This window comes from Variovorax sp. UMC13 (assembly GCF_014170375.1).
In the GTDB taxonomy this organism is placed as follows: Bacteria; Pseudomonadota; Gammaproteobacteria; order Burkholderiales; family Burkholderiaceae_C; genus Variovorax.
The window spans coordinates 248163-274592 of record NZ_LZZW01000024.1 but is presented as its reverse complement, the minus strand read 5'-3'; the positions used below and the strand labels follow the sequence as shown (position 1 = coordinate 274592).

The 26430-nt window shown below is 69.9% G+C and carries 31 protein-coding genes and 1 pseudogene; 26 read left to right on the top strand and 6 right to left on the bottom strand.

Translation table 11 applies throughout. From position 1 onward, the window contains the following. The first annotated feature begins 44 nt into the window (after positions 1 to 44). From A9977_RS20605 to A9977_RS20585, 5 genes and pseudogenes are all read left to right on the top strand, one after another. Positions 45 to 983 carry a glutathione S-transferase family protein gene (locus A9977_RS20605; RefSeq protein ID WP_183026739.1) on the top strand — a complete coding sequence of 313 codons (939 nt, stop codon included), beginning with the start codon at positions 45 to 47 and terminating at the stop codon, positions 981 to 983. 85 nt (positions 984 to 1068) lie between these two features. Beyond that, positions 1069 to 1975: pseudogene (locus tag A9977_RS20600) on the top strand (SDR family oxidoreductase). A gap of 64 nt (positions 1976 to 2039) precedes the next feature. Further along, positions 2040 to 2915: a hypothetical protein gene (locus A9977_RS20595; RefSeq protein WP_183026738.1), complete on the top strand. Its 876-nt coding sequence runs from the start codon at positions 2040 to 2042 to the stop codon at positions 2913 to 2915. Positions 2916 to 2989: 74 nt separating this feature from the next. Then, positions 2990 to 4666 carry a bifunctional diguanylate cyclase/phosphodiesterase gene (locus tag A9977_RS20590; protein WP_183026737.1) on the top strand — a complete coding sequence of 559 codons (1677 nt, stop codon included), beginning with the start codon at positions 2990 to 2992 and terminating at the stop codon, positions 4664 to 4666. Between the two features lie 7 nt (positions 4667 to 4673). Next, a complete protein-coding gene (locus tag A9977_RS20585) occupies positions 4674 to 4838 on the top strand; it encodes a hypothetical protein (protein WP_183026736.1) in 165 nt (54 codons plus the stop codon). Between the two features lie 12 nt (positions 4839 to 4850). On the opposite strand, the gene A9977_RS20580 is transcribed toward A9977_RS20585, so the two are convergent. Then, on the bottom strand, positions 4851 to 5567 hold the full coding sequence (locus A9977_RS20580) for a FadR/GntR family transcriptional regulator (protein WP_183026735.1): 717 nt from the start codon (positions 5565 to 5567) through the stop codon (positions 4851 to 4853). A gap of 76 nt (positions 5568 to 5643) precedes the next feature. Here A9977_RS20580 and A9977_RS20575 point away from each other — a divergent pair, with 76 nt between their 5' ends. The 5 genes from A9977_RS20575 (at position 5644) to A9977_RS20555 (ending at position 8552) form a co-directional block, all read left to right on the top strand. Beyond that, positions 5644 to 6330, top strand: a complete 687-nt coding sequence (locus A9977_RS20575; protein WP_183026734.1) for an RraA family protein — start codon at positions 5644 to 5646, stop codon at positions 6328 to 6330. A gap of 46 nt (positions 6331 to 6376) precedes the next feature. Next, entirely contained in the window at positions 6377 to 7180 is an 804-nt protein-coding gene (locus tag A9977_RS20570) for a transporter substrate-binding domain-containing protein (RefSeq protein WP_183026733.1), read from the top strand. 86 nt (positions 7181 to 7266) lie between these two features. Beyond that, on the top strand, positions 7267 to 7683 hold the full coding sequence (locus A9977_RS20565; protein ID WP_183026732.1) for a hypothetical protein: 417 nt from the start codon (positions 7267 to 7269) through the stop codon (positions 7681 to 7683). 25 nt (positions 7684 to 7708) lie between these two features. Continuing rightward, a complete protein-coding gene (locus A9977_RS20560; protein ID WP_183026731.1) occupies positions 7709 to 7987 on the top strand; it encodes a hypothetical protein in 279 nt (92 codons plus the stop codon). Then, positions 7980 to 8552: a methylated-DNA--[protein]-cysteine S-methyltransferase gene (locus A9977_RS20555; RefSeq protein WP_259652064.1), complete on the top strand. Its 573-nt coding sequence runs from the start codon at positions 7980 to 7982 to the stop codon at positions 8550 to 8552. The genes A9977_RS20560 and A9977_RS20555 overlap by 8 nt, the downstream gene beginning before the upstream one ends. 23 nt (positions 8553 to 8575) lie before the next feature. On the opposite strand, the gene A9977_RS20550 is transcribed toward A9977_RS20555, so the two are convergent. After that, on the bottom strand, positions 8576 to 8926 hold the full coding sequence (locus A9977_RS20550; protein ID WP_183026730.1) for an alpha/beta hydrolase: 351 nt from the start codon (positions 8924 to 8926) through the stop codon (positions 8576 to 8578). Between the two features lie 324 nt (positions 8927 to 9250). Here A9977_RS20550 and A9977_RS20545 point away from each other — a divergent pair, with 324 nt between their 5' ends. The 11 genes from A9977_RS20545 (at position 9251) to A9977_RS20495 (ending at position 19155) form a co-directional block, all read left to right on the top strand. Then, a complete protein-coding gene (locus tag A9977_RS20545) occupies positions 9251 to 9724 on the top strand; it encodes a hypothetical protein (RefSeq protein WP_183026729.1) in 474 nt (157 codons plus the stop codon). 60 nt (positions 9725 to 9784) lie between these two features. Then, entirely contained in the window at positions 9785 to 11008 is a 1224-nt protein-coding gene (locus A9977_RS20540; RefSeq protein ID WP_183026728.1) for a multidrug effflux MFS transporter, read from the top strand. Beyond that, positions 11009 to 12457 carry an MFS transporter gene (locus A9977_RS20535; RefSeq protein WP_183026727.1) on the top strand — a complete coding sequence of 483 codons (1449 nt, stop codon included), beginning with the start codon at positions 11009 to 11011 and terminating at the stop codon, positions 12455 to 12457. It abuts the gene before it with no gap. Between the two features lie 11 nt (positions 12458 to 12468). Further along, entirely contained in the window at positions 12469 to 13119 is a 651-nt protein-coding gene (locus A9977_RS20530; RefSeq protein ID WP_183026726.1) for a paraquat-inducible protein A, read from the top strand. Further along, on the top strand, positions 13116 to 13790 hold the full coding sequence (locus A9977_RS20525; RefSeq protein ID WP_183026725.1) for a paraquat-inducible protein A: 675 nt from the start codon (positions 13116 to 13118) through the stop codon (positions 13788 to 13790). The genes A9977_RS20530 and A9977_RS20525 overlap by 4 nt, the downstream gene beginning before the upstream one ends. Continuing rightward, a complete protein-coding gene (locus A9977_RS20520) occupies positions 13783 to 15423 on the top strand; it encodes an intermembrane transport protein PqiB (protein WP_183026724.1) in 1641 nt (546 codons plus the stop codon). The genes A9977_RS20525 and A9977_RS20520 overlap by 8 nt, the downstream gene beginning before the upstream one ends. Next, the gene (locus A9977_RS20515; RefSeq protein WP_183026723.1) at positions 15420 to 16040 is read left to right on the top strand and encodes a membrane integrity-associated transporter subunit PqiC; all 621 of its coding nucleotides are present in this window, start codon (positions 15420 to 15422) and stop codon (positions 16038 to 16040) included. Before A9977_RS20520 ends, A9977_RS20515 begins: the two co-directional genes overlap by 4 nt. A 49-nt stretch (positions 16041 to 16089) precedes the next feature. Further along, positions 16090 to 16590 carry a hypothetical protein gene (locus A9977_RS20510; protein WP_183026722.1) on the top strand — a complete coding sequence of 167 codons (501 nt, stop codon included), beginning with the start codon at positions 16090 to 16092 and terminating at the stop codon, positions 16588 to 16590. A gap of 181 nt (positions 16591 to 16771) precedes the next feature. Beyond that, positions 16772 to 17053, top strand: a complete 282-nt coding sequence (locus A9977_RS20505; RefSeq protein ID WP_183026721.1) for a YlcI/YnfO family protein — start codon at positions 16772 to 16774, stop codon at positions 17051 to 17053. Continuing rightward, positions 17050 to 17364 (top strand): type II toxin-antitoxin system RelE/ParE family toxin, encoded by a 315-nt coding sequence (locus tag A9977_RS20500; protein ID WP_183026720.1) that lies wholly within the window; start codon positions 17050 to 17052, stop codon positions 17362 to 17364. The genes A9977_RS20505 and A9977_RS20500 overlap by 4 nt, the downstream gene beginning before the upstream one ends. 279 nt (positions 17365 to 17643) lie before the next feature. Next, positions 17644 to 19155, top strand: coding sequence for an FAD-dependent oxidoreductase (locus tag A9977_RS20495; RefSeq protein ID WP_183026719.1), 1512 nt, complete (start codon positions 17644 to 17646; stop codon positions 19153 to 19155). A gap of 24 nt (positions 19156 to 19179) precedes the next feature. On the opposite strand, the gene A9977_RS20490 is transcribed toward A9977_RS20495, so the two are convergent. Next, complete coding sequence (locus tag A9977_RS20490) at positions 19180 to 20157, bottom strand: formylglycine-generating enzyme family protein (RefSeq protein WP_183026718.1); 978 nt, start codon at positions 20155 to 20157, stop codon at positions 19180 to 19182. 155 nt (positions 20158 to 20312) lie between these two features. Here A9977_RS20490 and A9977_RS20485 point away from each other — a divergent pair, with 155 nt between their 5' ends. Next, positions 20313 to 20591, top strand: a complete 279-nt coding sequence (locus A9977_RS20485) for a DUF4148 domain-containing protein (RefSeq protein ID WP_183026717.1) — start codon at positions 20313 to 20315, stop codon at positions 20589 to 20591. A 19-nt stretch (positions 20592 to 20610) separates the two neighbouring features. On the opposite strand, the gene A9977_RS20480 is transcribed toward A9977_RS20485, so the two are convergent. Beyond that, entirely contained in the window at positions 20611 to 21909 is a 1299-nt protein-coding gene (locus A9977_RS20480) for an MATE family efflux transporter (protein WP_183026780.1), read from the bottom strand. Positions 21910 to 22121: 212 nt separating this feature from the next. After that, complete coding sequence (locus tag A9977_RS20475) at positions 22122 to 22688, bottom strand: DUF2239 family protein (RefSeq protein ID WP_183026716.1); 567 nt, start codon at positions 22686 to 22688, stop codon at positions 22122 to 22124. A gap of 250 nt (positions 22689 to 22938) precedes the next feature. Here A9977_RS20475 and A9977_RS20470 point away from each other — a divergent pair, with 250 nt between their 5' ends. Genes A9977_RS20470 through A9977_RS20455 form a run of 4 tightly spaced genes read left to right on the top strand, consistent with a single transcriptional unit; the run spans position 22939 to position 25881 of the window. Continuing rightward, positions 22939 to 23667 (top strand): DUF4198 domain-containing protein, encoded by a 729-nt coding sequence (locus A9977_RS20470; protein ID WP_183026715.1) that lies wholly within the window; start codon positions 22939 to 22941, stop codon positions 23665 to 23667. 59 nt (positions 23668 to 23726) lie between these two features. Further along, positions 23727 to 23963, top strand: a complete 237-nt coding sequence (locus tag A9977_RS20465; RefSeq protein WP_183026778.1) for a DUF3649 domain-containing protein — start codon at positions 23727 to 23729, stop codon at positions 23961 to 23963. A 59-nt stretch (positions 23964 to 24022) separates the two neighbouring features. Further along, positions 24023 to 25597, top strand: a complete 1575-nt coding sequence (locus A9977_RS20460; RefSeq protein ID WP_183026779.1) for a PepSY domain-containing protein — start codon at positions 24023 to 24025, stop codon at positions 25595 to 25597. After that, on the top strand, positions 25594 to 25881 hold the full coding sequence (locus tag A9977_RS20455) for a DUF3325 domain-containing protein (RefSeq protein ID WP_183026714.1): 288 nt from the start codon (positions 25594 to 25596) through the stop codon (positions 25879 to 25881). The genes A9977_RS20460 and A9977_RS20455 overlap by 4 nt, the downstream gene beginning before the upstream one ends. Here A9977_RS20455 and A9977_RS20450 read toward each other — a convergent pair. Next, positions 25878 to 26378 carry a hypothetical protein gene (locus A9977_RS20450; protein ID WP_183026713.1) on the bottom strand — a complete coding sequence of 167 codons (501 nt, stop codon included), beginning with the start codon at positions 26376 to 26378 and terminating at the stop codon, positions 25878 to 25880. The genes A9977_RS20455 and A9977_RS20450 overlap by 4 nt on opposite strands. Between the last annotated feature and the right edge of the window lie 52 nt (positions 26379 to 26430).

Here is a 26430-nt window from a genome sequence, read left to right as displayed (position 1 = left end):
GCCCAGGACTCGACGTTGCGGGGCGGAGCGGGTAGGGTGGCGGCATGACCGATCTGATCCTCCATCACTACCCCACGTCTCCCTTCTCCGAGAAGGTCCGCCTGATCCTGGGCGTCAAGAAGCTGCCGTGGAAGTCGGTCTTCATCCCGCCGATCATGCCCAAGCCCGAGGTGCTCGAACTCACCGGCGGCTACCGCAAGACGCCGTTCCTGCAGATCGGCGCCGACATGTACTGCGATTCGGCGCTGATCGCCGACGTGCTGGAACACCTGCAGCCCCAGGCCACGCTCTACCCCGAGCCCGAGAAGGGCCTGTCGCGCATCCTGTCGCAGTGGGCCGACACCACGCTGTTCTGGGCCGCGATGGCCTGGAGCCTCCAGCCGAAGGGCGCGGCCGAGGTCTTCGCCAACGCGCCGCCCGAAGCGGCCAAGGCCTTCGGCGAGGACCGCGGCAAGATGAGTGCGGGCAACATGACGCGGCTGCGCCCGGCCGATGCCACCAGCGCCTACAAATCCTACCTGCGGCGCCTGTCGGACATGCTCGACGACAAGCCCTTCCTGCTCGGCGAAGTGCCCTGCATCGCCGACTTCTCCGCCTACCACCCGCTCTGGTACACGCGCCGCATCGAGGCCGTGAAGGGCATCCTCGACCTCACACCCGCGGTGGTCGACTGGATGGACCGCATCGCCGCCATCGGCCACGGCCACCCGGCGAAGTTCAGCGCGGCGGAAGCCATCGCCGTGGCCCAGGCGGCGACGCCGATGACGGTGCTGACCGACAGCACCTTCCAGGACGACCACGGCATCCCGCTCGGCAGCCAGGTCACGGTCCGTGCCGAGAGCTTCGGCCTCGAGGAAACCGCCGGCCAGCTGGTCGCCGCGACGCGCACCCACTACACGCTGGCGCGCAGCAGCGAACGCACGGGCACTGTGCACGTGCACTTCCCGCGCATCGGCTACGTGCTGCGCAAGGCCGAGGGCTGAACGCCGTCGCGCGCAGGACATCGCGCGGCGCCGCAACGCGGTTCAATACGAGGCCAGAGACGACAACGCAAAAAGGACCGCTTCCATGATTCAGGATTTCAAGGGCAAGACCGCCGTGCTCACCGGCGCCGGATCGGGCTTCGGCCTCGAGTGCGCGCGCATCGGCGCGGCGCGCGGCATGAACCTCGTGCTGGTCGACGTGCAGCAGGACGCGCTCGACCGCGCCCAGGCCGAGATGGAGGCCGCGGGCGCCCAGGTGCTGGCGCGCCGGGTCGACGTGTCCAAGGCCGACCAGATGGAATCGCTCGCGCAGGCGGTGCAGCAGCGTTTCGGCGCGCCGCACTTCGTGTTCAACAACGCGGGCGTGGGCGCGGGCGGGCTGGTGTGGGAGAACACCGTGGCCGACTGGGAATGGGTGATGGGCGTCAACGTCTGGGGCGTGGTGCACGGCGTGCGCCTGTTCACGCCGATGATGCTGGCCGCTGCCGCGAAGGACCCGTCGTACCGCGGCCACATCGTCAACACGGCCAGCATGGCCGGCCTGCTCACGCCGCCCAACATGGGCGTCTACAACGTGAGCAAGCACGCGGTGGTGAGCCTGACCGAAACGCTGTATCAGGATCTTTCGCTGGTGACCGACCAGGTCGGCGCGAGCCTGCTGTGCCCCTACTTCGTGGCCACCGGCATCAACAGCAGCGAACGCAACCGACCCGGCGACCTGCCCGCAGGCGAACTCAGGAGCCAAGAGCCAGCTGATCGGCCAGGCCATGACCTCCAAGGCCGTGAGCAGCGGCAAGGTCAGCGCGGCCGACGTGGCGGGCAAGGTCTTCGACGCGATCCGGGACAACCAGTTCTACATCTTCAGCCACCCCAAGGCGCTGGGCAACGTGAGGAGCCGCATGGAAGGCATCGTCTCGGGCACCAACCCGGCCGATCCCTTCCTCGAACGACCGGAGATCGGCCAGCAGCTGCGCGCCCAACTGCGCGGCTGAACCCGTCCGGCCGACCTGTTTTCCTACACGGCGGCGCCGCGGCCGCGCGTAGGGTGGCCGGACCATGTCGAATCCCATCACCCTGCGCCGGGCCCTCCGGGGCCTGTCGGCCGTCGCGCTCGGCCTCTCCCTGCTGTGCTTCGGCACGGGTGCCGCGGCCCAGGACGCGGCCGCGCTCAAGGCCCGGCACCAGGCGCTGACCGCGCGGCTGGCCGACAACCCCTTCCAGCGCCGGCTGGTGCTCGATTCCACGGAGAGCACCGACCGCTTGAGCGGCGACATCTACGCGGTGGTCGACCATCCCTTTGCCGAGCTGTCGGCGCTCGAGCGGCCGGCCAACTGGTGCGAGGTGCTGATGCTGCACCTCAACACCAAGCATTGCGTGGTCAAGGGCGGCGAGGCCGCACCCGTGGTCGAGGTGGCGATCGGGCGCAAGTTCGACCAGCCGCTGGACCAGGCGCAGCGCGTGCCCTTCACCTGGGGCGGTGCCGCGGCGACGGCCGACTACCTGTCGGTGCGGTTGTCGGCCGCCAGCGGGCCGATGTCCACGCGCGACTACCGCATCGGCTTCGAGGCCACGCCGCTGAGTGCCAAGCAGAGCTTCGTCCACCTGTCCTATGCCTATGGCTACGGCACCGCCGCACGGCTGGCCATGCAGGCCTACCTTGGCACGCTGGGCAGCGACAAGGTCGGCTTCACGCCCAAGGGCGCGTCCGGCTACGTGGGCGGGGTGCGCGGCGTGGTCGAGCGCAACACCATGCGCTATTACCTGGCGATCGACGCCTTCCTCGACGCGCCGAGGCCCGAGCAGCTCGACCGCCGGCTGGCCGCCTGGTTCGATGCCACCGAGCGCTACGCGCGGCAGCTGCACGAGACCGAGCGCTCGGAATACCTCGAGATGAAGCGCAGCGAGTACGCGCGGCTCAAGAGCGGCTCCTAGCCGCGCGCGGGGAGGGGGCGGGCGCCGCCGGAGCGCTCACTACAATGGTTCTTCATCTTTGAGCGGGTGATCCCATGTCCTCCATTGCCGCGGTCCGGAATGCCGATATCGTCGACAGCCTGCCGCAGGCGCTGTTCGCATGCGACGCCCAGGGCGTCTACCTGCGGGTCAATCCCGCCTACGAACGCCTGACGGGCCACGCGGCCCATGAGCTAGTCGATCGGCAGACCATCGCGCTGGTGCATGGCGCCTTCGAATTGCCGTCGGGCCCCGAGTCGCTCGCCCGCCCGTCGTGGACCACCCAGCACCGCGACGGCCGCACGCTGCCGGTGCAGCTCGTGCTCACCGCGATGCCGCAGCAGGACGACGCGCCGCACAGCTGGCTCGGCACGCTGGTCCCGGTGCCGCCGCGCGAGACGCAGGCGATGGCACGCTGGAACGACGGCTTCCACGACGCCTGGACCCAATTGCCCAACGTGGCCTGGCTGCGCGAGCGCGCGGCGCTCAAGCTGCAGTCCGCGCGCCAGCGTCAGCGGCCCTGCGCGCTGCTGGTGGTCGAGCTCGACCAGATGGCGCGCCTGCGCGATTCGCAGGGCGACGAGATGCTGGGGCAGGTGCTGCAGTTGTGCGCGCACCGCATCCGCGGCGCACTCGGGCCCGAAGCGGTGCTCGCGACCCTGGGCGGCGGGTTGCTGGCCTGCGTGGTGGACGGCGATACGCACGAGGTCGACGCCCGCATCGACGCCATGCTGCACGGCCTGTCGCTGCCCATGCAGGGCGCCGACCGCAGCCTGCGCCTCACGGCCTGCATCGGCGGCGCGATCAGCAACCTCGAGAACCGTGCCGACGTGACCGAGCTGCTGCACCGTGCGCGCGTGGCGCTCGGCGTGGCCAAGGCGGCGGGCGCGGCGCAGGCGCGCTGGTTCAGCAACGCGATGCAGTCCCAGGCCGAGGGCCGGCTGCAGCTCGAAGGCCTGCTGCGCGAGGCGCTGGAGCGCAACCAGTTCAGCCTGGTGTTCCAGCCGCAGCTCCACCTCGCGACCGGGCGCGTGCGCCACATGGAGGCGCTGCTGCGCTGGCAATGCCCGGCGCTGGGGCCGGTCAGCCCCGCGGCCTTCATCCCGGTGGCCGAGGACATCGGCCTGATCGGGCCGATCGGCGAATGGGTGATGCGCGAGGCCTGCCGCGAGGTGGGCCGGCTGCACCGGCTGATGGCGCGCCGGGGCGGCGAGGCGCCGCGGGTGGCGGTCAACGTGTCGGCCCACCAGCTGCTGTCGCCCGGGCTGGTCGAGATGGTGCAGAGCGCGCTGGCCGATGCGGGCCTGGGGCCCGAGCACCTGGAGATCGAGATCACCGAGAGCATCTTCCTCAACGACGCGGCACGCGCGCTGGCCACGCTCGAACAGCTGCGCCAGCTGGGCATCGAGCTGGCCATCGACGACTTCGGCACCGGCTACTCGAGCTTCTCCTACCTCACGCAGTTTCCCTTCGACCGGCTCAAGATCGACCGCTCGCTGGTCATGAACGTGGACCAGCCGGGCAAGGGCTACGCCATCGTCGCGGCCATCGTGTCGCTGGCGCATGCGCTGGGCATGAAGGTCACGGCCGAGGGCATGGAGACACCCGCGCAGGCCGCGGCGCTGGAGGCGCTGAAATGCGACGACATCCAGGGCTACGGCTTCGCGCGGCCGCTGCAGCCCAAGGCCCTCGAACGCCTGCTGACCGGCGCGCCGACCGCGGACCCTGCCTGAGCTGGCCGTGCCTCCTCCGTTCTCCGACCTGGCCCCGCTGCACAGCAGCCGGGCGCCCTTGACGGCCTTCGAGCGCCGCCTGCGGCCGGCGCCGTCCTCGAACCGCGGCCTGCTGCTGGACGCACGGCGCAAGCAGGCGAGGGACCGCCAGTTCGCGCTGCGCTGCCGATAGGCAAGCGGCCCCTCAGCGCTTCTTCAGCACCTTCAGCGCACTCTCCATGTGCGCCCGCATGCAGAGGGCCGCGCCTTCGGCATCGCCGAGGCCGATGCGTTCGACCAGCTCGACATGCGCGTCCTGCACCTTCTGCAGGCTGGCCTCGGTCTTGCGCCGCTCCATGCCCTGGCGCGACTGCGCCTCGAGCGAGGCGCGGACCGAGCCGATCATCTGGAACAGCAGCAGGTTGCCGCTGGCGCGCGCGATCTCCAGGTGCAGCTCGGTGTCGAGCGAGGCGTAGACCGCGGGCTGCCGCAGCTGCGCCTGCATCTGCACCACCAGCTCGGACATGCGGGTCAGCTGGGCCGGCGTGCGGCGGCGGGCGGCCAGTTCGGCGGCCCGGGCTTCGAGGCTGGCGCGCACGTCCATCAGGTCGTCGGTGGAGTTCTCCAGCACCTGCAGCGCGCGCGAGAAGTAGATGCCCAGCGCCGAGGCATCGAGGTCGCGCCGGACGATCGGGTTCTTGCCGTTGGCGATCTCGACCACGCCCAGGCCCTTGAGCGTGCGCAGCGCTTCGCGCACCACCGTGCGGCTCACGCCCAGCGATTCGCCCAGCTGCGCCTCCGAGGGCAGGGGCGTGCCGGGCTGCAGCTGCTGTTCCTCGATGCGCTGCAGCAGGCTTTGCACGGCCTGTTCCGACAAGGAGGTGCGCTCGAGGCGGCCGAGGACGAAAGGATGGGCGCTCATGCGACCTATCGTACAGGGTGACAGGTTGTGCGCGGCGGGTTGCCCGCGTTCAATCCACGCATCCAAAGGAGACGACATGTGGAAAGACGATGACGAACTGTTCGGCCTGATGCGCACGCGGCTGTTTCCCGCCGTGGTCGGGGACATCCTCGACACGCTAGGCCTGATGCACCAGTTCCTGCCGGCGGCCATCCGGCCGGTGGCGCGCACCATGGTGGTCGCGGGCCGCGCGATGCCGGTGCTCGAGACCCACTGCTTCGCGAGGTCCGAGCCCGAGGGCAAGTCGGCGCTGAGCCGGCGGGCCTTCGGGCTGCTGTTCGAAGCGCTCGACGACCTGAAGCCGAACGAGGTCTATGTCGCCACCGGCACGGCGCCGCAGTTCGCGCTGTGGGGCGGCCTGATGACCACGCGTGCGCTGCACCTCAAGGCCGCGGGCGCCGTGCTCGACGGCTACTCGCGCGACACCTCCGAAGTGCTGGAACTGGGCCTGCCGGTGTTCTCGCTGGGCGGCTATTCGCAGGACCAGGGGCCGCGCGGCAAGGTGGTCGACTACCGCGTGCCGGTGGAGATCCAGGGCGTGCGCGTGAAGCCCGGCGACATCGTCTTCGGCGACCAGGATGGCGTGCTGGTCATCCCGCGCGAGGTCGAGGTCGAGGCCATCCGCCTGGCGCTGGAGAAGGCCGGCACCGAGAACCGGGTGCGCATCGCGATCCAGAACGGCATGAGCACGGTCGAGGCCTTCGACACCTTCGGCGTGATGTGACGCGTCGATCCGACTCTTATTTTTCGCATCCCAGGAGACACCCCGCATGACCTCTTCCACCACCCGTCGCACGGCCCTCGCGGCCCTCGGCCTGGGCGCCGCGCTCGCCGTGTTCGCGCCCTTCGCCACGGCCCAGTCGGTCGCCGACATCCAGAAGAAGGGCGAGCTCACTGTCGGCATGCTGGTCGACTTCCCGCCCTACGGCACGACCAATGCGCAGAACCAGCCCGACGGCTACGACGCCGACGTGGCCCGGCTGCTGGCCAGGGACTGGGGCGTGAAGCTCACCATCGTGCCGGTCACCGGCCCGAACCGCATTCCCTTCCTGCTGACGAACAAGGTCGACCTGCTGGTCGCCTCGCTGGCCATCTCGCCCGAGCGCGCGAAGCAGGTCGATTTCTCGATGCCCTACGCCACGGCTTCCGTGGTGCTCTACGGGGTGAGCAAGACCGAGATCAAGGGCCCGGCCGATTTCAAGAACAAGCGCCTGGGCGTGGCTCGCGCCAGCACCCAGGACGTCGCGCTGACGGCCATCGCGCCCGAGGGCACGCAGATCCGCCGCTTCGACGACGACGCCACCACCATGCAGGCGCTGCTGTCGGGGCAGGTCGACGCGATCGGCTGCTCCACCACCGTGGCCGCGCAGATCGCCAAGCGCGCCCCCGCCAACACCTACGAGCAGAAGCTGGTGCTGACCGAGCAGCGCATGGGCATCGCGCTGCGTCCGGGCCAGGCCGGGCTGAAGAAGGCCGTGGACGATTTCGTGGCACGCCACAAGGCCAACGGCGAGCTCAACAAGCTCTACCAGAAGTGGCTGGGCACCGACTTCCCCGCCTTGTCCGGCTCCTGAACTGCGCGGGGTGGCGGTGTTGCGGAGGGAGGGTAAAGTGCGCTGGCTTTCACCCTTCGATCCCTCCAGAAAGGCAGCACGACACCATGGCAGTTTTGCGTACCCCTGAAACGGCACCGGGCGAATACGGCGACCTTTTCGCGTTCCTGATGGAGGAGCTGAAGCTCTTCAAGCGCAAGCTGCTCGTGATGCTCAAGCATGTGCAGACCGGCGAGTCGATGGTGTACGAGCAGGCCTGGTATGCCTTCGCCCTGAAGGACCGCCTGACCGCCTTGCTCAAGGCCGAGGACTACGAGGCGGTCGCGCAGCTGCCCATCGTCAAGGAAGGGCAGACCGGCATCTACATCGAGACCCGCTATGTGCCCTCGGGCAAGCTGGTGGGGCTTCAGCTCGTCGAGGCCCGGCCACACGAAGGCGGGCGCTATGTGGGCCTGACGCCGGCCATGGTCTACACCGAGGCGGATGGCGAGCGCGTGTTGGCGTTCGCCAGGACGCTCAAGTAGGCGCGCCGGACCCAAGCTCCGCCCGATGAAGCACGCCCGCCTGACCCACCGCGGTGAGTCCTTCGAGTTCGTCGACGACGAGGGCGTGCGTTTCGTGGGCGAATGTGTCTGGGCCTGGGAGGACGTGCCGGAGCAGATGCCCCGGCGGGTCTACCCCATCACCTTGCTGTTGCAGACGATCCGGCAGGTCGACGGCGAGCGGCTTCGAGCGCTGAAGCCCGGCCACCGCGCGGAGATCGCACGCGAGGTCAAGACACTGTTGGAGCTCCGGCCCGACGGCTGCCAGGTGCTGCTGCATGACTGATGCCGGCATGCAGCCCGAATGCCCCGCCGGTTTCGCCGTCTTCGAAACGGTGATCGGCCCCTGCAGCATCGCCTGGGGCGAGCGTGGCATCGTGGGTGTGCAGCTGCCCGAGCGCGACGAGGCGCTGACCCGCGCGCGCATGCAGGCGAGCTTTCCGGCCCTGGCCGAAGCGCTGCCGCCGCCGAGCGTGCGGGCGGCCATCGACGCCACCACCGCGATGCTGGCCGGTGCGCCCCTCGACCTGCTGGAGATCGTGCTCGACGAGGAGGGCGTGCCCGAATTCCACCGGCGCGTCTATGCGATCGCGCGGCGCATCCGGCCGGGCCAGACAAGGACTTACGGGGAGGTTGCCGAGGAACTCGGCGGCAAGGGGCTGGCCCGTGCGGTGGGGCAGGCGCTGGGCCGCAACCCCTTCGCGCCCATCGTGCCCTGCCACCGGGTGCTGGCGGCCGATGGACGCCCGGGTGGCTTCTCGGCGCCGGGCGGCGCGCTGGCCAAGATGCGCATGCTGCACAACGAGGGCGCGCGGCCGACCGGGACGGCCTCGCTGTTCGACGCGTTCTAGTCGGACAGCGGGCCCGCCGTGGTTCAGCGCGAAGCTTGCTGCGTGAAGGACACGCGGGGCTTCAGGTAAGCGGTGGGCACCTGGTCGCGGTAGAAGGCGCGGCGGTCCAGGCTCTGCAGCGGGTTGTGCGCGGCGGCCACGGCCTCGGCACGCACCGCGGCGCGGTCGACGGTCGAATTGACGGCCAGCACGCCGCTGCCGTAGGTGTCGCCGTAGATGTTGCCGGCGCGGGCGGCGGCCACGGCCTGGCCCTGGGTGTCGGCGCGGCTCAGGCTCGAGCGCACCGTCAGCACGCCGTCATAGGTTTCGGCTTGGGCGCCGACGGCAGCCACGAGGGAGAGGGCGGCGACGGCGAGGATCTTGCGGGTGTTCATTTCAATTTCTCTTTCTTCAATGATTTGGATGATGTAGAACCGGTCTTGGGTGGGTGTCTCCGCCCCTTCCCGGGGCGGCCTCTTCGCTCGGTGGCCTGTTCACCCAGATCAACTTGCTGCGTTGGTCTGTGGGATGAAGTTTGATCCTGAACAGCCTGCAAAAACGCGTGCGCGCAGAACCATGGCGTTCGGGCAATGGAAACAATGCGGCCCTGTTGAAATCACGGGCCGCCCCCAAGGTCAAGCGCGCACCGGGCGCTTTCTGCGTCGAAACTCTGGCGCGCTTTGCATGCCCCTCCTTCCCCCTCTTTCCCTTTGCCTCCCATGGACGACTTCGCACGGCTGATCGGCGGCCTCGGCCTGGTGCTGCTGCTGGCCGCCTGCGCCGACGGCTATCCGGCCGGCGACAACCCCCGCACGGCCGCGCTCTCGGTCACCGACCACGTGCGCGCACTCAACGGTTACCTGGGCGCGCAGGCCGGTGCCACGCGCACGGGCTTCGAGATCGTCTCGCCCTGCGTGCTGGCGCTGCGCGAGACGGCCGCCGGCAAGGCGGGCAAGGCCGCCCGGCGCGAGGCGATCGACCTGCGCACCGTGGCGGTCGAGGTCAAGGCCGACAAGGCGGCCGGCGGCTACGCGGTGACGCTGCTGCACGGTGCGGACGGCACCTTGCGCGCGCGCGAGGGCTTCCGGGTCGAGGGCTGGATCGACGCCGTCGCCTTCCGCTCGCACCTGCAGCAGCTGCAGATCTCCTGCGTCGACGAAGCGGGCGGCCGCCAGGGCCTGCTGGCGTCGTAGCACAGGCGCGCTCGCCGCGCTGCCGGGTGGCCGTTTCCAGGTTGGCGACAATCACCCCCTATGACTTCTTCGCGTTTCTTCAAGATGGCGCTCGTGCTGGGCCTGCTGTCGGCCATCGGTCCGTTCGCCATCGACATGTACCTGCCCGCGCTGCCGGCCATCGGCACCAGCCTGCGGGCCGACATCGGCGCCGTGCAGTGGAGCCTCACGGTGTTCTTCCTGGCGCTGGCGGTGGGCCAGCCTTTCTACGGACCGATCTCCGACATGGTCGGGCGCAAGCCGCCGCTGTACTTCGGACTCGGCCTGTTCGCGCTGGCCAGCGTGGGCTGCGCGTTGGCGGGCGACATCCAGACGCTGATCGTGCTGCGCTTCCTGCAGGGCCTGGGCGCGGCGGCCGGCATGGCGATCCCGCGGGCCATCGTGCGCGACCTGCACACCGGCAACGACGCGGCGCGCCTGATGTCGCTGCTGATGCTGGTGTTCAGCATCTCGCCCATCCTGGCGCCGCTGGTCGGCAGCGGGGTGATCGCGCTGGCCGGCTGGCGCGCGGTGTTCTGGGCCGTCACGCTGGCGGCCATCGCGGGCCTGGTGCTGATCAACACCTCGCTGGGCGAGACCCGCACCCCTGAACAACGCGTGGAAAGCAGCCTGGGCAGCGCCCTGGCCGGCTACGGCCAGCTGCTGCGCGACTGGCACTATCTGGGCCTGGTCTTCATCGGCAGCTTCGCGATGGCCGGCTTCTTCACCTACCTGGCGAATTCTTCCTTCGTGATGATCGACCACTACGGCCTGTCGCCCGTGATGTACAGCGTGGCCTTCGGCGTCAATGCGGCGGCCTTTTTCGCGGCCGCGCAGTTCAACGGCCCGCTGGGCGAACGTTTCGGGCTGGCGCGCGTGGTCAAGGGCGCGGTGGCGGCCTGCGGCTTGGTGATGGTGGCGATGTTCGTCTACTACCTGCTGGGCGGCGATTCGATCTGGGTGCTGCTGGTGCTGTACTTCATCGCCAGCGGCCTGATGGGTCTGGTGATTCCCACCACCTCGGTGCTCGCGCTCGAGGAGCACGGCAGCATCGCCGGCACCGCCTCGGCGCTGATGGGCACGCTGCAGATGCTGACCGGCGCGGTCGTGATGGGCGTGGTGGGCCTGTTCACCGACGGCCGTCCGCTGCCCATGGTGGCCGGCATGGCCGGCGGCGCGCTGGTGGCCGTGGTGCTGACCTGGCTCACGCTGGGCGGTGCCTACGGCGCCGCTTCCGATGCCGTGGCCGAGCCTGCGGTGCGCTGAATGAGCGCCGGCACCCTGCGCGAGGAAGCGTCGTCCCCGGTGGCCGCGGCGGCGCCGCGCGACGGGTTGCCCATGCCGCAGCGCCTGTACGCGATGGCGGTGATCATCCTGGGCATCGCGGTCTCGGTGCTCGACGGCACCATCGTCAACCTCGCGCTGCCGGGCATCGCGCGCGAACTCAACGCCAGCCCCGCGCATTCGATCTGGGTGGTCAACGCCTACCAGATCGCCACGCTGGTGATGCTGCTGCCGCTGGCCTCGCTGGGCGACCGGATCGGCTACCGCCGCGTCTACCTGCTGGGCGTGGCCTTGTTCACCGTGTCCTCGCTGGCCGCGACGCTGGCCAATTCCCTCGGCACGCTGATCGCCGCGCGCGCCTTCCAGGGGCTGGGCGCGGCCGGCATCATGAGCGTCAACGCCGCCATGGTGCGGCTGATCTATCCGTCGGCGCAGTTGGGGCGCGGCATCGCGATCAACTCGATGGTGGTGGCGACCGCCTCGGTGGCCGGCCCCTCGGTGGCGGCCGCCATCCTGTCGGTGGCTTCCTGGCCCTGGCTGTTCGCGCTCAACGTGCCGCTGGGGCTGGCGGTGCTGGCGCTGGGTGTGCGCGCCTTGCCCTTCAACACGGCGCCACCGGCCACCGGGGTGCGTTTCTCGTGGGTCGACGTGGTGCTCAACGTGCTGATGTTCGCGCTGATCTTCGTCGGCGCCGACCGGCTCGGCGTGCGCGAGGCCGACGCGGCCCAGGGTGCCCAGCCCACGGCCTGGGCGCTGCTGCTGGCCGGCGTGGCGGTGGGCTTCGTCTACCTGCGCCGCCAGCGTTCGCTGGTGGCGCCGCTGTTCCCGATCGACCTGCTGCGCATCCCGGTGTTCGCGCTGTCGATGGGCACCTCGGTCGCGGCCTTCTGCGCGCAGATGCTGTCGTACATCGCGCTGCCCTTCCTGCTGCTCGACGTCTACGGCCGCACCCACCTGCAGGCCGGCCTGCTGATCACCGCCTGGCCGCTGGCCATCGTGGTGATGGCGCCGATCGCCGGGCGGCTGATCGGCCGCTACCCCGACGGCCTGCTAGGCGGAATCGGCCTGGGGCTGCTGGCGATCGGCCTGGGGCTGCTGGCCTCGCTGCCGGCCCAGCCCGACAACCTCGACATCGTCTGGCGCATGGCGCTGTGCGGCGCCGGCTTCGGCCTGTTCCAGTCGCCCAACAACCACACCATCGTGACCACGCCGCCGCCGCACCGAAGCGGTGCAGCCAGCGGCATGCTGGGCACGGCGCGGCTCACCGGCCAGACCCTGGGCGCGGTGCTGGTCGCCGCCATCTTCAGCGTCTGGAGCCCGCATGAAGGCCGCGGCCCGCTCATCGCGCTGGTCCTGGCGGCCGGCTGCGCGGCATTGGCTGGCATCTGCAGCAGCCTTCGTCTGAGGGCGGGTACCGGGCCAAGCCATTAAGCTCGGCGCCAATGAAGGAAATCCCCGAGGCGATCGTCTGCGAAGGCTGCGATGCGGTGTACCACCGCGCGCCGCTGCATGAGCGCGAGATTGCCCGCTGCCCGCGCTGCGGCACCGAGCTCGACCGGCACCCGGGTGCGCAGAAGGCGCGCATCCTGCCGTTCACGGTGGCGGCGCTGATCATGTTCTTCATCGCCAACCTGTTCCCCATCGTCGAGATCGAACTGCGCGGGCTGCGCAGCCAGACCACCTTGACCGGTGCCGTGATCGCGCTGGCGGGCGAGGGCATGTCGCTGGTGGCGCTGCTGGTGCTGGCCACCACGCTGCTGTTCCCGCTGCTGCAATTGCTGATCCTGGTCTGGCTGCTGGTGCCCCTGCGGCATCACCGGCGCGTGGCCGGCTTCGCCTGGCTGGTGCGCGCCATGCAGTCGCTGCGGCCCTGGGGAATGATCGAAGTCTTCCTGCTGGGCGTGCTGGTGGCGCTGGTCAAGCTCTCCAGCATGGCGACCGTGCTGCCCGGCCCGGCGCTCTACGCCTTCATGGCGCTCACGGTGCTGCTGACGGCGGTGCTGGCCTTCGATCCGCGCGGCTTCTGGACGCTGGCCGAAGGCGCAGCGGTGGCGGCCGAAGACGATCCACCGGCCCGCGAGGAAGCCGCATGACGGCGGCACCGCGCGCCATCGACACCGGCCTGATCGGCTGCCGCCACTGCGGCACCGCCTGGGCCGAGGCCGAGGACGGTGCGCCCTGTGGCCGCTGTGGCACGGCGCTGCACCTGCGCAAGCCCGACAGCCTGAACCGCACCTGGGCGCTGCTGATCGCTGCCTGCGTGATGTACCTGCCGGCCAACCTGCTGCCGGTGATGATCACCCGCACGCTCTTCGGCTCGCAGAACGACACCATCATGAGCGGCGTGATCTACTTCTGGGTCACCGGCGCCTACGGGCTGGCCGCCATCGTCTTCGTGGCCAGCTTCCTGGTGCCGCTGTTCAAGCTGGCCGCCCTGTTCGTGCTGGTGGTGAGCGCCCAGCGCCGCAGCCGCTGGCGCCGCCTCGAGCGCGCCAAGCTCTACCACGTGATTGAGATCATCGGCCGCTGGTCGATGCTCGACGTGTTCGTGGTGGCGCTGCTGGCCGGCCTGGTGCGCATCCAGGGCTTCGCCGAGATCACGGCCGGCGTCGGCATCGCGGCCTTCGGCGCGGTGGTGGTGCTGACCATGCTGGCCTCGCTGAGCTTCGACCCCAAGCTGACCTGGGACGGCCACGCCGGTCCCGACGACGACGAAGAAGACGATACCGAGCAAGAGAACCCAAGGGACGCACGCCATGAGTGACGACGACAAGACCTCCGACGCGCGACCGCCCGCGCTGCCCGCGCCCCGCGTGGCCAAGCGGCGCGACGGGATGCCCTCGCTGATCTGGCTGATCCCGGTGGTGGCGGCGCTGGTCGGCATCACGCTGGTGGCGCGCATCCTGATCGACCGCGGCCCCGAGATCGAGGTCAGCTTCAAGACCGCCGAGGGCCTGGAGGCCGGCAAGACCGCGGTCAAGTACAAGGACGTGCAGATCGGCGTGGTGCAGAGCCTGCGCCTGGCGCGCGACCGCTCCCATGTGCGCGTGACCCTGCAGCTCAACAAGGACGCCGACGCCTTCACCGCCAACGACACCCGCTTCTGGGTGGTGCGCCCGCGCCTCGACACCTCGGGCATCTCGGGCCTGGGCACCTTGCTGTCGGGCGCCTACATCGGCGCCGACGCCGGCGTGGCCGACGAGAGTTCGAAGGAATTCACCGGCCTCGAGGCGCCGCCCATCGTCACGCGCGATGCCTCGGGCAAGCAGTTCCTGCTGCGCGCGCCCGACCTGGCCTCGCTCGACGTCGGCTCGCCCGTGTACTACCGCCGGATCAAGGTCGGCCAGGTGGCGGCGTACGAACTCGACGAGAACGGACGCGGCGTGACGCTGCGGGTGTTCGTGAACGCTCCTTATGACAAGTTCATCGGCGCCAACTCGCGCTTCTGGCAGGCCAGCGGCATCGACATGCGGCTCAATGCCAGCGGCATCACGCTGCGCACCCAGTCGCTGGCCACCATCCTGATCGGCGGCATCGCCTTCGGCGCGCCCGAGAACGACAGCGGCCCGCTCGCGGTCGAGAACACCTCCTTCGCGCTGGCCGACGATGAGAGCTCGGCCATGAAGCCGCCGGACGGCCCGGCCCAGACCATGCTGCTGTACTTCAACCAGTCGCTGCGCGGCCTGTCGCCCGGCGCGCCGGTGGACTTCCGCGGCGTGGTGATCGGCGAGGTCAAGTCGATCGGCATCCAGTTCGACCGCAGCGAGCGCGAGTTCCGCATGCCGGTGATCGTCACGGTCTACCCCGACCGGCTGCACACCCATGCCAACGGCGAGCCCCGCGAGTCGCGGATCGCGCAGGACAAGCGCCTGCAGTTCCTGATCGGCAAGGGCCTGCGCGCGCAGATGCGCACCGGCAACCTGCTGACCGGCCAGAACTACATCGCGCTCGACTTCTTCCCCAAGGCGCCGCCGGTCAATGTGGACGTGAGCAAGACGCCGCTGGAGATGCCCACGCTGCCCAACAGCCTGGACGAGCTGCAGTCGCAGGTGCAGGAGATCGTGACCAAGGTCAACAAGGTGCCGTTCGAGCAGATCGGCACCGATGTGCGCAAGGCACTGGCCACGCTCGACAAGACGCTGGTCGGCGCCGAGCAGCTCACGCGCACGTTCAACAACGACGTGTCGCCCGAGATCACGGCTGCCATGAAGGACGCGCGCAAGACCATCAACTCGGCCGAGCGCACGCTGGCGCAGGACTCGCCGCTGCAGCAGGACATGCGCCAGACGCTGCAGGAGCTCACGCGCGCGGCCGGCTCGGTGCGCGTGCTGACCGACTACCTCGAACGCCATCCCGAGTCGCTGCTGCGCGGCAAACCGGAGGACAACAAGAAATGAAGCGACTGCCCCGAACCCTGCTGGGCGCCTTGGCCCTGTCCCTGCTGGCCGCCGGCTGTGCCACCAGCACGCCCGACCGCTACTACACGCTGGCCGCGCCGGCCGATGTGGTGCCCGTGCCATCGGCCACGCCGGTCTTCATCGAGCTCGCGCCGGTCGCGGTGCCCGAGCGCCTGGCGCGCCCGCAGATGCTGGTGCAGCGCACGGGCGGCGGCGCCCAGGTGGCGGTGCTCGAGCAGCACCGCTGGTCGGCCTCCTTCGAGAACGAACTGCGCGACGCGCTGGCCGCGGGCATCGCGAGCCGGCTCGGCGCCATCGACGTCACCAAGGGCGGCCGCCAGCCCAGCCAGCCGGCCTGGCGCATCGCGGTGCAGCTGCAGCGCTTCGACGCCATCGAGGACACGCGCGTCGACGCCGCCTTCAGCTGGACCGTGCGGCGCTCGGATGCGGAGCGCAGCGCGACCTGCCAGTGGTCGGGCAGCGAATCGGTGGGGCAGGGCATCGATGCGCTGGCGCTGGGTGCGCAGCGCGTGACGGCACAGGCGGCCCAGGCCATCGCGCGCCAGGTGGCGGCGCTGCAGTCGGACCCGGCGGCGGTGTGCCGCGGCGCGGGCTGAAGCCGTCCGCCCGGCGGGAAAGCATTTTGACTCCAAGGAGCACGCGCCGATGATCGAGTTTTTTCATACCAAGGATCGTCTTCGCTTCCTGTTGTACGTCGGCGCGATCGCGCTGCCGATCCTGCTGTTGTCGGCCTGGGTCGTGAGTTCGATGGAGGACTCGGCCGCGGCCAAGGGCGAGCCCAACGACAAGGGCGGCCTGCACTACCGCATCCAGGAAAAGAGCGGCGCCAAGGCGCTGCCTCCCGCGCTGGCGGCCCTGGTCTCGCTGCCGCCGAACACCGCGATGACGGACGTGAGCGCGGACACCGACAGCGCCGGGCGCCTGACGAGCGCATCGATCAAGGCCTTCAGCACCGACGACTTCAAGACGGTGGCGGCATTCCACCGGCCCGCGCTCGCGCCGGTAACCCATGACGCCCAGAGCAGCCTGGAGGGCGTGCGCGACGGCTACGACATCAAGATCTCGCAGGAGTCGAAATTCTTCGACAACGATCCCTACAAGGACCGGACGAAGATCGAGTACTACGTCACGCCGTCGAAAAAGTGACGGTGTTGGCCGTGCGCGGCCCGATGCCACCGGGACCACAGCCCGCACGATGTCTCCATGCGCCAGCCCCATCGCGCCGCGTCTCCTGACCAACGCGCCGGCGGGGACGCAGGTGCATGCCTGACCCACGTGCGATGGGTCCGCAGCTGCGTTGTGTAGCGCAAATGCAATACACTGAGGCATGAAGACCGCTACCATTCCCTCGGTTCGGGTCGAACCGGAACTGCGCGCCGAGGTCGAGCATTTGCTCGCCGAAGGCGAGTCGATGTCGGAGTTCGTGGAAGAGGCCGTGCGCAGCGCCGTGCGCCAGCGGCAGAACCAGTCGGCGTTCATCGCCCGTGGCCTCCGCTCGCTGGAAGGCGCGCGGCAGACCCGCGGCTACATCGAAGCGGATCAGGTGCTGATGGGCCTCGATGCAAAGCTTGCGCTTGCCAAGGCGCGCAAGCCGGCCCCTCGGTCGTGACCTTCCGCGTCCAGTTCACCCAGGAAGCCTCGGACGACCTGGAGCGATTGTTCGACTTCATCCTTGAGCGTGAACTGGCGCGCGATGGAGATCTTGCGGTCGCGCAACAGGCGCTCGATGCGATCCGCCAGAGCGTGGAAACACTCAGATGGAACCCGTTCACCTGCAGGAAAGCAGGGGCCAGCCCGTTCCTGCGCGAGCTGGTGATCTCGTTCGGCCACGCGGGCTATGTCGCGCTGTTCGAAATCGTCGACGACCACAGGGTCGTCATCGCGGCGGTCCGCCATCAGCGCGAAGACGACTACCACTAGCGATCTGCCGAAGGCGATGCCGCTTCATCCCGCGGCCGTCCGCTGCGCCTGGCTTCGACCGGGATGCATTCCACGCGGGCTTCAACACGGCGGTGGTGGGCTTCTTCGCCAGGACACTGGCAGCCCAGACCCGGCCTTGAAGCGTCGGATGCCGCGGCGCTCGACCTTTTCCCGCGGCCGCCGTAGCATGGCACCTGGCCCCGCACAGGCCGTTGTGCGCGGCAGCGTTTTTCTCGGTCAACGCGTGCGCCAGCCGCGGCGCGCCAACTGCCACCCCAGATGCCCACATCCGACACGGTGCTCATCGTCGGTGCCGGTCCCACCGGACTGGTGCTCGCCCTCTGGCTGACCCGCCAGGGTGTGAAGGTGCGCATCGTCGACAAGACGAGCGAGCCGGGCACCACCTCCCGCGCGATGGCCGTGCAGGCGCGCACGCTGGAGCTCTATCGCCAGCTGGACCTCGCCGACGCGGTGGTGGCGGCCGGGCACCGCATTCCGGCGATCAACCTCTGGACCACCGGCAAGAAGCGGGCGACGTTGTCCTTCGGGTCCGCCGGGCGCGACCTCACGCCCTATGCCTTCCTGCTCGTCTACCCGCAGGACCGGCACGAGCGCCTGCTGGTCGAGCGGCTGCAGGCGTTGGGCGTCGAGGTCGAGCGCCAGACCGAGTGCCTGGGCTTCGACGACAGGGGCGACCATGTGCTGGTTCAGCTTCGCCTGCCCGACGGCGGTACGCAAGTCTGCGAAGCCGCCTACATCGCGGGCTGCGATGGCGCCCGCTCGATCGTGCGCCACCAGATCGGCGCCGGCTTCCCCGGCGGCACCTACGACAAGATCTTCTACGTGGCGGACGTCCATGCCACGGGCCCGGCCGCCAACGGCGAGGCAAACATCGCGCTGGACAACGCCGACTTCGTGGCCTGGCTGCCCTACGACGACCAGGGCCGGGGCCGGCTGATCGGGCTGGCCGACGACGACGGGGCGGCGCGTGCCGAGACGCTGAGCTTCGACGACGTGGGCCACCGCGCGATCGCTGCCATCGGCCTCGAGGTGAAGCAGGTCCACTGGTTCTCGACCTACCACGTGCACCACCGTGTGACCGAGCGCTACCGCCGCGGGCGCGCCTTCCTGGTCGGCGACGCGGCCCATGTCCACAGCCCGGCCGGCGGCCAGGGCATGAACACCGGCATCGGCGACGCGATCAACCTGGCCTGGAAGCTGGCGGCCGTGCTGCGGCACGCGGCGCCCGACACCCTGCTCGACAGCTACGAGGACGAGCGCCGCGCCTTCGCGCTGAAGCTGGTCGAGACGACCGACCGCGTGTTCAGCTTCGTCACCGCCGACGGGAGCTTCGCGGACTTCGTGCGCACGCGCATCGCACCGGTCCTGGCGCCGCTGGCCTATGGCATCGATGCGGTGCGCGAGTACGCGTTCCGCATGATCTCGCAGGCCATGATCAGCTACCACGACAGCCCGATCAGCGAAGGAAAGGCCGGCGAGGTGCGCGGCGGCGACCGGCTGCCGTGGGTGCGGCAGGCCGACAATTACGGCTCGCTGCGCGAGATCGCATGGCAGGTGCATGTCTACGGCATGGCGGGCAACGAACTGGTTGCATGGTGCGGCTCGCAGGGCATCACCTTGCACCACTTCGACTTCGGCCCGGCCCACGAGGCGGCGGGGCTGGCGCGCAATGCGGCCTACCTGATCCGCCCCGACAGCTATGTCGGCTGCGCCGATGCGCACGGGCGACCTGAGGTGTTCGAGGCTTATCTGCGGCGCTGCCTGCGCTGAGCCGCGTCGTCGCCGCCGCCCCGCTCAATCCTCCCGCACCAGCCGAATCCCCACCAGCGTGTAGCGCGTGCTCGGCGCGTTCCAGTTGCGATAAGACGCGCGGGCATAGAAGGGCCAGGTGTGCCAGGAGCCGCCGCGGCGCACCCGCACCGTGCCTTCGGCGGGGCCCTGCGGGTCGTCGATCGGAGACTTGGCGTAGTAGTCGTCGCCATGCCAGTCGGCCACCCATTCCCAGGCGTTGCCGTGCATGTCGTGCAGCCCCCAGGGGTTCGGCGCGAAGCTGCCGACCGGCGCGGTGAAGGCATGGCCGTCGTCGCCTTCCAGCGCCATGGCCTGCCACTGCGGCCAGTGGCGGGCGCTGCGCGCATCGAACACGTTGGCCGTGCCCAGCAGCGAGCGGGGATCGTCACCCGCGTGGTAGCGGCTTCGGGTGCCGGCGCGGCAGGCGTACTCCCATTCGGCCTCGGTCGGCAGTCGGTAGCGGCGGCCTTCGGTGCGGCTGAGCCAGGCCGCCAGTGCCTGGGCGTCGTGCCATGTCACGTTGACGACCGGATGGTCCTCGCCCTGCACGAAGCCGGGGTTGCGCCACGAGTAGCGGCGATCGCGGCCTTCGAAGGCGTCGCCGCGCGGCGTGGTGGCCGGGTCGTAGTCGGCGCGCCAGCCGTAGCCGCCGGTGCCGTCTGCCTCCGACTCGGGCACATGGCCCGAGGCTTCGACGAAGCGGCGGAACTGGCCCACCGTGACCTCGTGCTGGCCCATCCAGAATGCGCGCGTGATGCGCACCCGGTGCACCGGCCCTTCGTCGTCCAGCTGTGCGAAGCGCGCGGCCGGCAATTGCGGGTAGGCGCGGGCCAGCGCGTCGGGGGCCTCGTCGCTGCCCATCAGGAATTCGCCCGCCGGCAGTTTCACGAAGGCCATGCCGAGGCTGTTGTGCTCGATCTCTGCCGCGTGCGCACCGGCAACGATACAGGTCAGGAGCAAGAGCAGGAGGGGGCGCTGCATGTGCGGATGCTATGGCATCCGGAGTCGTCGCGCGTGGCCTGCATCCATCCGTGAATTCGCCGCGTATAGATCCTGTGCGGACCCGGAACGGGCCGCACACAGGTTCCGCAGGCCTCCTGGTTTGCGGTCGTCACCGTGCCAAGAGGAGTTCCATCATGTCCACCAAGTTCATCGCCGTCGCTGCCGTTGCCGCCTTCACCGGGCTGACCGGCTTCAGTGCCCAGGCCTTCCAGGGCGAACAGAGCAACATCCCGCCGCAGGCCTTCCAGTCGATGCGTTCGCGTGCCGAAGTGGCACAGGAGGCGCTCAAGCCGGTGCAGATCACCAATGGCGGCACCGGCGTGGCCAAGCCCGTGGCCTCGGCCGACCGCGCCACGGTGCGCGCCGGTGCGCGCGCGATCGCCGCCAACGGCGCTTCGCTCTACGGCACCTGAGCCCTGAGGCCTCCGGGCCTCAGACCAGTTTGCGGATCGCCTTCTTGCGCCACACGCCGCGGTAGTAGGCGGTCTGCAGTGCCAGCATCGCGATGAAGGTCACGGGGTAGGCCACCCACACGCCGTTGATGCCGATGCGGTGGCTCATGAAGTACGCCACCGGCACCTCGATCAATGCGATGCAGAAGATCGAGATGGCCGTGGGCACCAGCACCGAGCCGCTGGCCCGCATGATCCCCGACAGCACCGAGGCCATGCCGAAGATCACGCTGCTCCACAGCATGATGTGCAGCAGGGTCTGCGCCAGTTCGATCACCGGCGCGCTGGTGATGAAGAAGCCCATCAGCGGGCGCGAGAACAGGTAGCCCAGCAACACCAGCGAGCCGGTCAGCACCAGGTTCATCAGCAGGCCGGTGCGCGCGATCGCGCCCAGCTGTTCGGTGCGGCCCGCGCCGATGGCCTGCGCGCCGAGGATCGAGGCCGTGATGGCGATCGAGATGGCGGGGAACTGCACATAGGCCACCACCTGGTTGACCGCGCCGTAGGCCGCCGTGGCGTTCGAGCCGTAGCTGTTGACCAGCGAGAGCAGCGCCACTTCGGCCAGCGCGATCACGATCATCTGCACGCCGGTGGGCACGCCGACCTTGAGCACGGTCTTCAGGATCCTGAAGTCGATGCGCATCGCATGGGCGAAGGTGGCGTCGGGCGCCAGCGGGCTCTTCGTCTTGCGCAGCCGGAAGCCCAGCCAGGTCGTCGCGACCACGAAGGACACCACCGTGGCGGCCGCGCCGCTGGCCACGCCCAACTGTGGCAGGCCGCCCCAGCCGCGGATCAGCGCGGGTGTCAGCACCAAGCCGATGCCGGTCGAGATGGCCAGCGTGTAGAGCGGCGTGACGGTGTCGCCCACGCCGCGCAGCATCGCGGTCGACAGCAGGAACACGAACAGGCCGGGCATTGCGATCAGCATGATGCGGGCGTAGGCGGTGGCGTCGGCCAGGATGTCGGGCGGCGTGCCCAGCGCCGCGAGCAGGGGCTGCGTGAAGCTGCCGCCGAACACCGCGACCAGCAGGCCGAAGGCGATGCCCACCGTGAGCGTGGTGCCGGCGATGGCCTTGACCTTGCCGGTGTCGCGCGCGCCCCAGGCCTGGCCGATCAGCACCGAGGCGCCCGCGCCCAGGCCGATGGTGAAGGCGATGAAGAAGAACATCACCGGGAAGAAGCTGGACACGGCCGCCATCGCGCCCACGCCGATCATCTGGCCCACATAGACGTTGTTGAGCGTGCCCGACAGCGACTGCAGGATGTTGCTCAGCAGCATGGGCGCGAGGAAGAACAGGAAGATCTTCCACAGCGGGCGGCGCGGGTCGGGTGTGCGGGCGCCCGTCCGGATCGCGGCGGGCGGCACCGCATCGCTGGCGGGTGCCACGGGCACCGCGGCAGGGTCGGCCACGGCGGCGGGCGCGGCGGCGATCTCGCCGGCCACGCGCAGGTCGTCGGCCTGCAGGTCGGCGCTCAGGGCATCGGGTTTCTTCATTGTGTTTTTTCCCAGGCGGCGTTGCTCAGTTGGTCGAGATGGGTGCGCACGTCATCGGGCCAGCCCGCGATGCGTTCGACAAAGGCTTGCCGTTCTCCGGCGAACAGCGCGCGTGTCGCGTCCTCGAAGCCCGGCAGGTCGCCGGCGATCTCGGACATGAAACGGTAGGTCGACTCGCGCGCGGTGCGCAGCGTATCGCGTCCTTCGTGCAGGCGGCGCGCCTCGTCGACGATGCGCCGCAGCGCGACCGAGGCGCCGCCGGGCTGGCTGGCCAGCCAGTCCCAGTGGCGCGGCAGCAGCGTGACTTCGCGCGCCACCACGCCGAGCCGGGGCCGGCCCACGCCGCGCGGCGGGGTGGCGTCCTCGGCGGCTTCGGGCCGCAGGTCCAGGTCGATCCGGGTGCCGGTGGCGTCGTCGAACACGCGCAGCAGCGGTTCCTGGGGGGGCGGTGCAGCCCGCAGCTGCGCCACGATCTCGGCGCGCGGCCCGGAGGCGATGCGCCGGAAACCGGCAAAGACCGTGAGGTGGTCGGCAGGGAGTGCGGAGGAGGGCGGCGTGGACATGGCAGGGCTCTGACAGCGGAGCACGGAATCTACCCGGATGAAAAAACCATTGCAATATCTTCCGGGTAAAAATATCTCGAGGTGGGTCGGGAGACACTTCGACACCTTGATAGAATGCGAATTGTTCGTATTCATATGGCCGTGGCCTGCACGTCGCCTCTCCGAAACCTCGGGCGAGGGCCAGCGTCACGGCCGCGAGCTGCCCGTCCAGCGGGCACTGCCTTCGACGCCATCGACTTCACACCTATCCATGAACAAGACACTCGCCGCCGCATTCGCCCTGCTGGGATTCGCCACCGCCTCGCAAGCCCACCAGATCTGGCTCGAGCAGCCCGCCGGACAGAGCGCGGTGATCCGCTTCGGCGAGTTCGGCGAGAACCTGCGCGAGACCTCGCCGGGCCTGCTCGACAAGTTCGGCCAGCCCACCGCCACGCTGGTGTCGGCCCAGGGCGAGAAGAAGGCCGACGGCAGCAAGGCGGCCCAGGGCTTCACGCTGCCCTTCAAGGCGGCCAAGGGCGAGTCCATCGTGGCCGAGGACGCGAGCTATCCGCTCTACACCCTGAAGCAGGGCGACAAGGAATCGAAGAACTGGTACCACCCGGCCGCGCGGCTGATCACCGGCTTCGCGCCGCAGGAAGCCAGGCTGGCCTTCGACATCGTGCCGGCCGGCGCCCCGGGCGAGTTCAAGCTGGTGTTCAAGGGCCAGCCGCTGCCCAAGGCCAAGGTCACGCTGGTCACCCAGTCGGGCTGGTCCAAGGAAGGCCGCACCGACGCGCAGGGCCTGGTGCGCTTCGACATGCCCTGGAAGGGCACCTATGTGGCCGAGGCCAGCCACACCGACCGCACCGGCGGCGAACGCCCAGGCGCCGGAGGACCCGAGAAGTACGACGGCGTGAGCTACGTCACCACGCTGACCTACGTCAAGGCCGAGGGCGTGGCCCCGATCGCCGCCGGCCCGGCCGCCACGCCCAACAAGTGAACGCCGTGCTGCACCGGGCCCTGCGCGTCGGGCCGCTGCTCTCGCGCATCGTGGCCGCGATGTTCGGCGGCTACGGCCTGGCTGCGCTCGCGAGCGTGGCCGCGCTGGCCCTGCCCATGAGCAAGCCGCAGGCGGTGCTCACGGGCATGCTGTCGAGCTTCGCGGTCTATGCGGGCGCGGTGGTCTGGGTGTTTGCCGTGCGCAGCGCGCGGCGCGCCTGGGCCGGCCTGCTGGTCGCGGCCGTGCCGCTGGGCCTGGCCGCTTGGTCGGTGTGGAGCGGAGGCGCCGCAGCGTGAGCACCGACAAGCTTCAGAAGAAGAAGTCGCCGCCCAAGCCGCGCGGCATCCGCCAGACCATGTCCGACCTGCACATCTGGACGGGCCTGCTGGTCGGCTGGTTCCTCTATGCGATGTTCCTCACCGGTACGGTGAGCTACTTCAAGGACGAGATCTCGCAGTGGATGCGGCCCGAGATCGCGCACCAGGCCCAGGTGCCCGATGCGGCCGTGGTGGCGCAGCACGTGGCCGACAAGCTGCGCACCGAGGCGGCCGGCAGCCCGCAGTGGAGCATCGGCCTGCCCGATGCGCGCAACAACGTGGTCAGCGCCTTCTGGCGCACGCCCGGCGTCGAAGGCCGGCGCGCCTTCCAGAGCGGCACCTTCGACCCGGTCAGCGGCGACAAGGTCGCGGGGCGCGACACCGGCGGCGGCAACTTCTTCTACCGCTTCCACTTCCAGTTCCACTACATGCCGGTGCTGTGGGGCCGCTGGCTCGCGGGCTTCTGCGCGATGTTCATGCTGGTGGCGATCGTGAGCGGCGTGATCACGCACAAGAAGATCTTCATCGACTTCTTCACCTTCCGCGGCGGCAAGGGCCAGCGCTCGTGGCTCGATGCACACAACGCGCTGTCGGTGTTCGGGCTGCCCTTCCACCTGATGATCACCTACACCGGGCTGATCACACTGGCCGCGCTGTACATGCCCTGGGGCAGCCAGGCGGCGTTCAAGACCCCGGCCGAGCGGCAGGAGCTCTCGGCCCAGCTGAGCGCCTTCATCACGCCCGCCAAGCCCACCGGCCAGGCCGCGACGCTCGCGCCGATCGAGGACATGGTGCGGCAGGCGCAGGCGCGCTGGGGCCGCGACAACATCCAGCGCGTGAACATCACGCTGCCGGGCGACGCCGCCGCGCGCGTGACCGTCTCGCGCGGCGACGAGGGCCGTGCCTCGGTGAGCCCGCAGTACATGCTGTTCGAAGGCACGACCGGCAAGCTGCTCGAGACCAAGGACAGCGTGGGCCCCGCGGCCGAGACCCGCGGCGTGATGTACGCGCTGCACCTGGGCCGCTTCGGCGATACCGCGACGCGCTGGCTCTACTTCCTCGTGAGCCTGGCCGGCACCGCGATGGTGGGCACCGGGCTGGTGATGTGGACCGTCAAGCGGCGGCAGAAGCTGCCCGACCCCGACAGACCGTATGTCGGCTTCTGGCTGGTGGAGCGGCTGAACATCGCGGCCATCGCGGGCCTGTCGATCGCCATGACGGCCTTCCTGTGGGGCAACCGGCTGCTGCCGCTCGATCTGCCCCGGCGCAGCGAGTGGGAGGTCGACCTGCTGTTCATCGTCTGGGGCCTGGCGCTGCTGCACGCGATGCTGCGGCCCGCGAAGCGCGCCTGGATCGAGCAGCTCTGGATCGCCACCGCCGCGCTCGCGCTGCTGCCCATCGTGAGCGCCTTCACCACCGAGCGACCGCTGTGGCGCAGCCTCCTGGCCGGTGACTGGGTCTTCGCCGGCCTGGAGCTCACGCTGTGGGCGCTGGCCGCGCTGCATGCGCTGCTGGCGATCCGCACGATGCGCCACAGCGCGAAGGTCAAGCCCGCGCGCCGCGCGGTCGCGCCGGTGACCACCACGGCCACGCCGGCCGGGGAGGGCGCATGAACGGCTGGTTCCACGGGCTGGCCTTCGTGCTGTGCCTGCCGGGCTTCGCCGCGCTGGCGCTGGCCATGGAGCGGCACCAGGAGGAGCTGTTCGCGCATGCCTTCGCGCCGTCGCTGACCCGTCGGCTGCGCGTGGCGGGCTGGAGCGCGCTGCTGCTCGCGCTTGGCGTGCTGGTGGGTGCGCAGGGCTGGGGCCTGGGGCTGGTGAGCTTCAGCGGCCACACCAGCCTGGCGGCCGGGCTGGTGTTTGTCGCCTTGCTGCTGCAGGGCCGGCGGAAGGCCTAGCGCAGGCGCCAGAACGCGCGCCAATACCGGCGCGTGCCGGCCTTCATCTGCCGCACCGCACGCCAGGGCGCGCTCTGCCGCACCAGGCCCAGCACACGGTCCTTCCATGCGGTCCAGCGCGGATACCAGCGCGCGAACCAGCCGATGCGCATCAGCGTGGGCTGCACCAGCTGGAACAGCCGCGCCACCACCGCCGTGCCCGCGAGCTTGGCCGCGCCCAGCAGCAGCACGCCGCTCGCATAGTGGCCGCGGCCGAACAGGAACAGCGCGAGCAGCTTGATCGGCAGCAGCGCGATCACGGGCAGCGCGAAGGTCAGCAGCGCGCCCCAGGGCGGCAGGCTGCGCACCCAGCCTTCGAGCCGCGCCCACAGCGGCAGGCGCGCCAGCCTGGCGACCTGCGCGGCCAGCGGTTCCCAGCCCCATTCCTCGAACAGGAGCACCGGCACCAGCAGCACGGTGGCGACGAGGCGGAGCAGGCGGCGCAAGCGGATCAACATGCAAGCGATTGTGAGCCCGGCGCCCCGCGGGGCCTATGGCAAACTGCTGCGC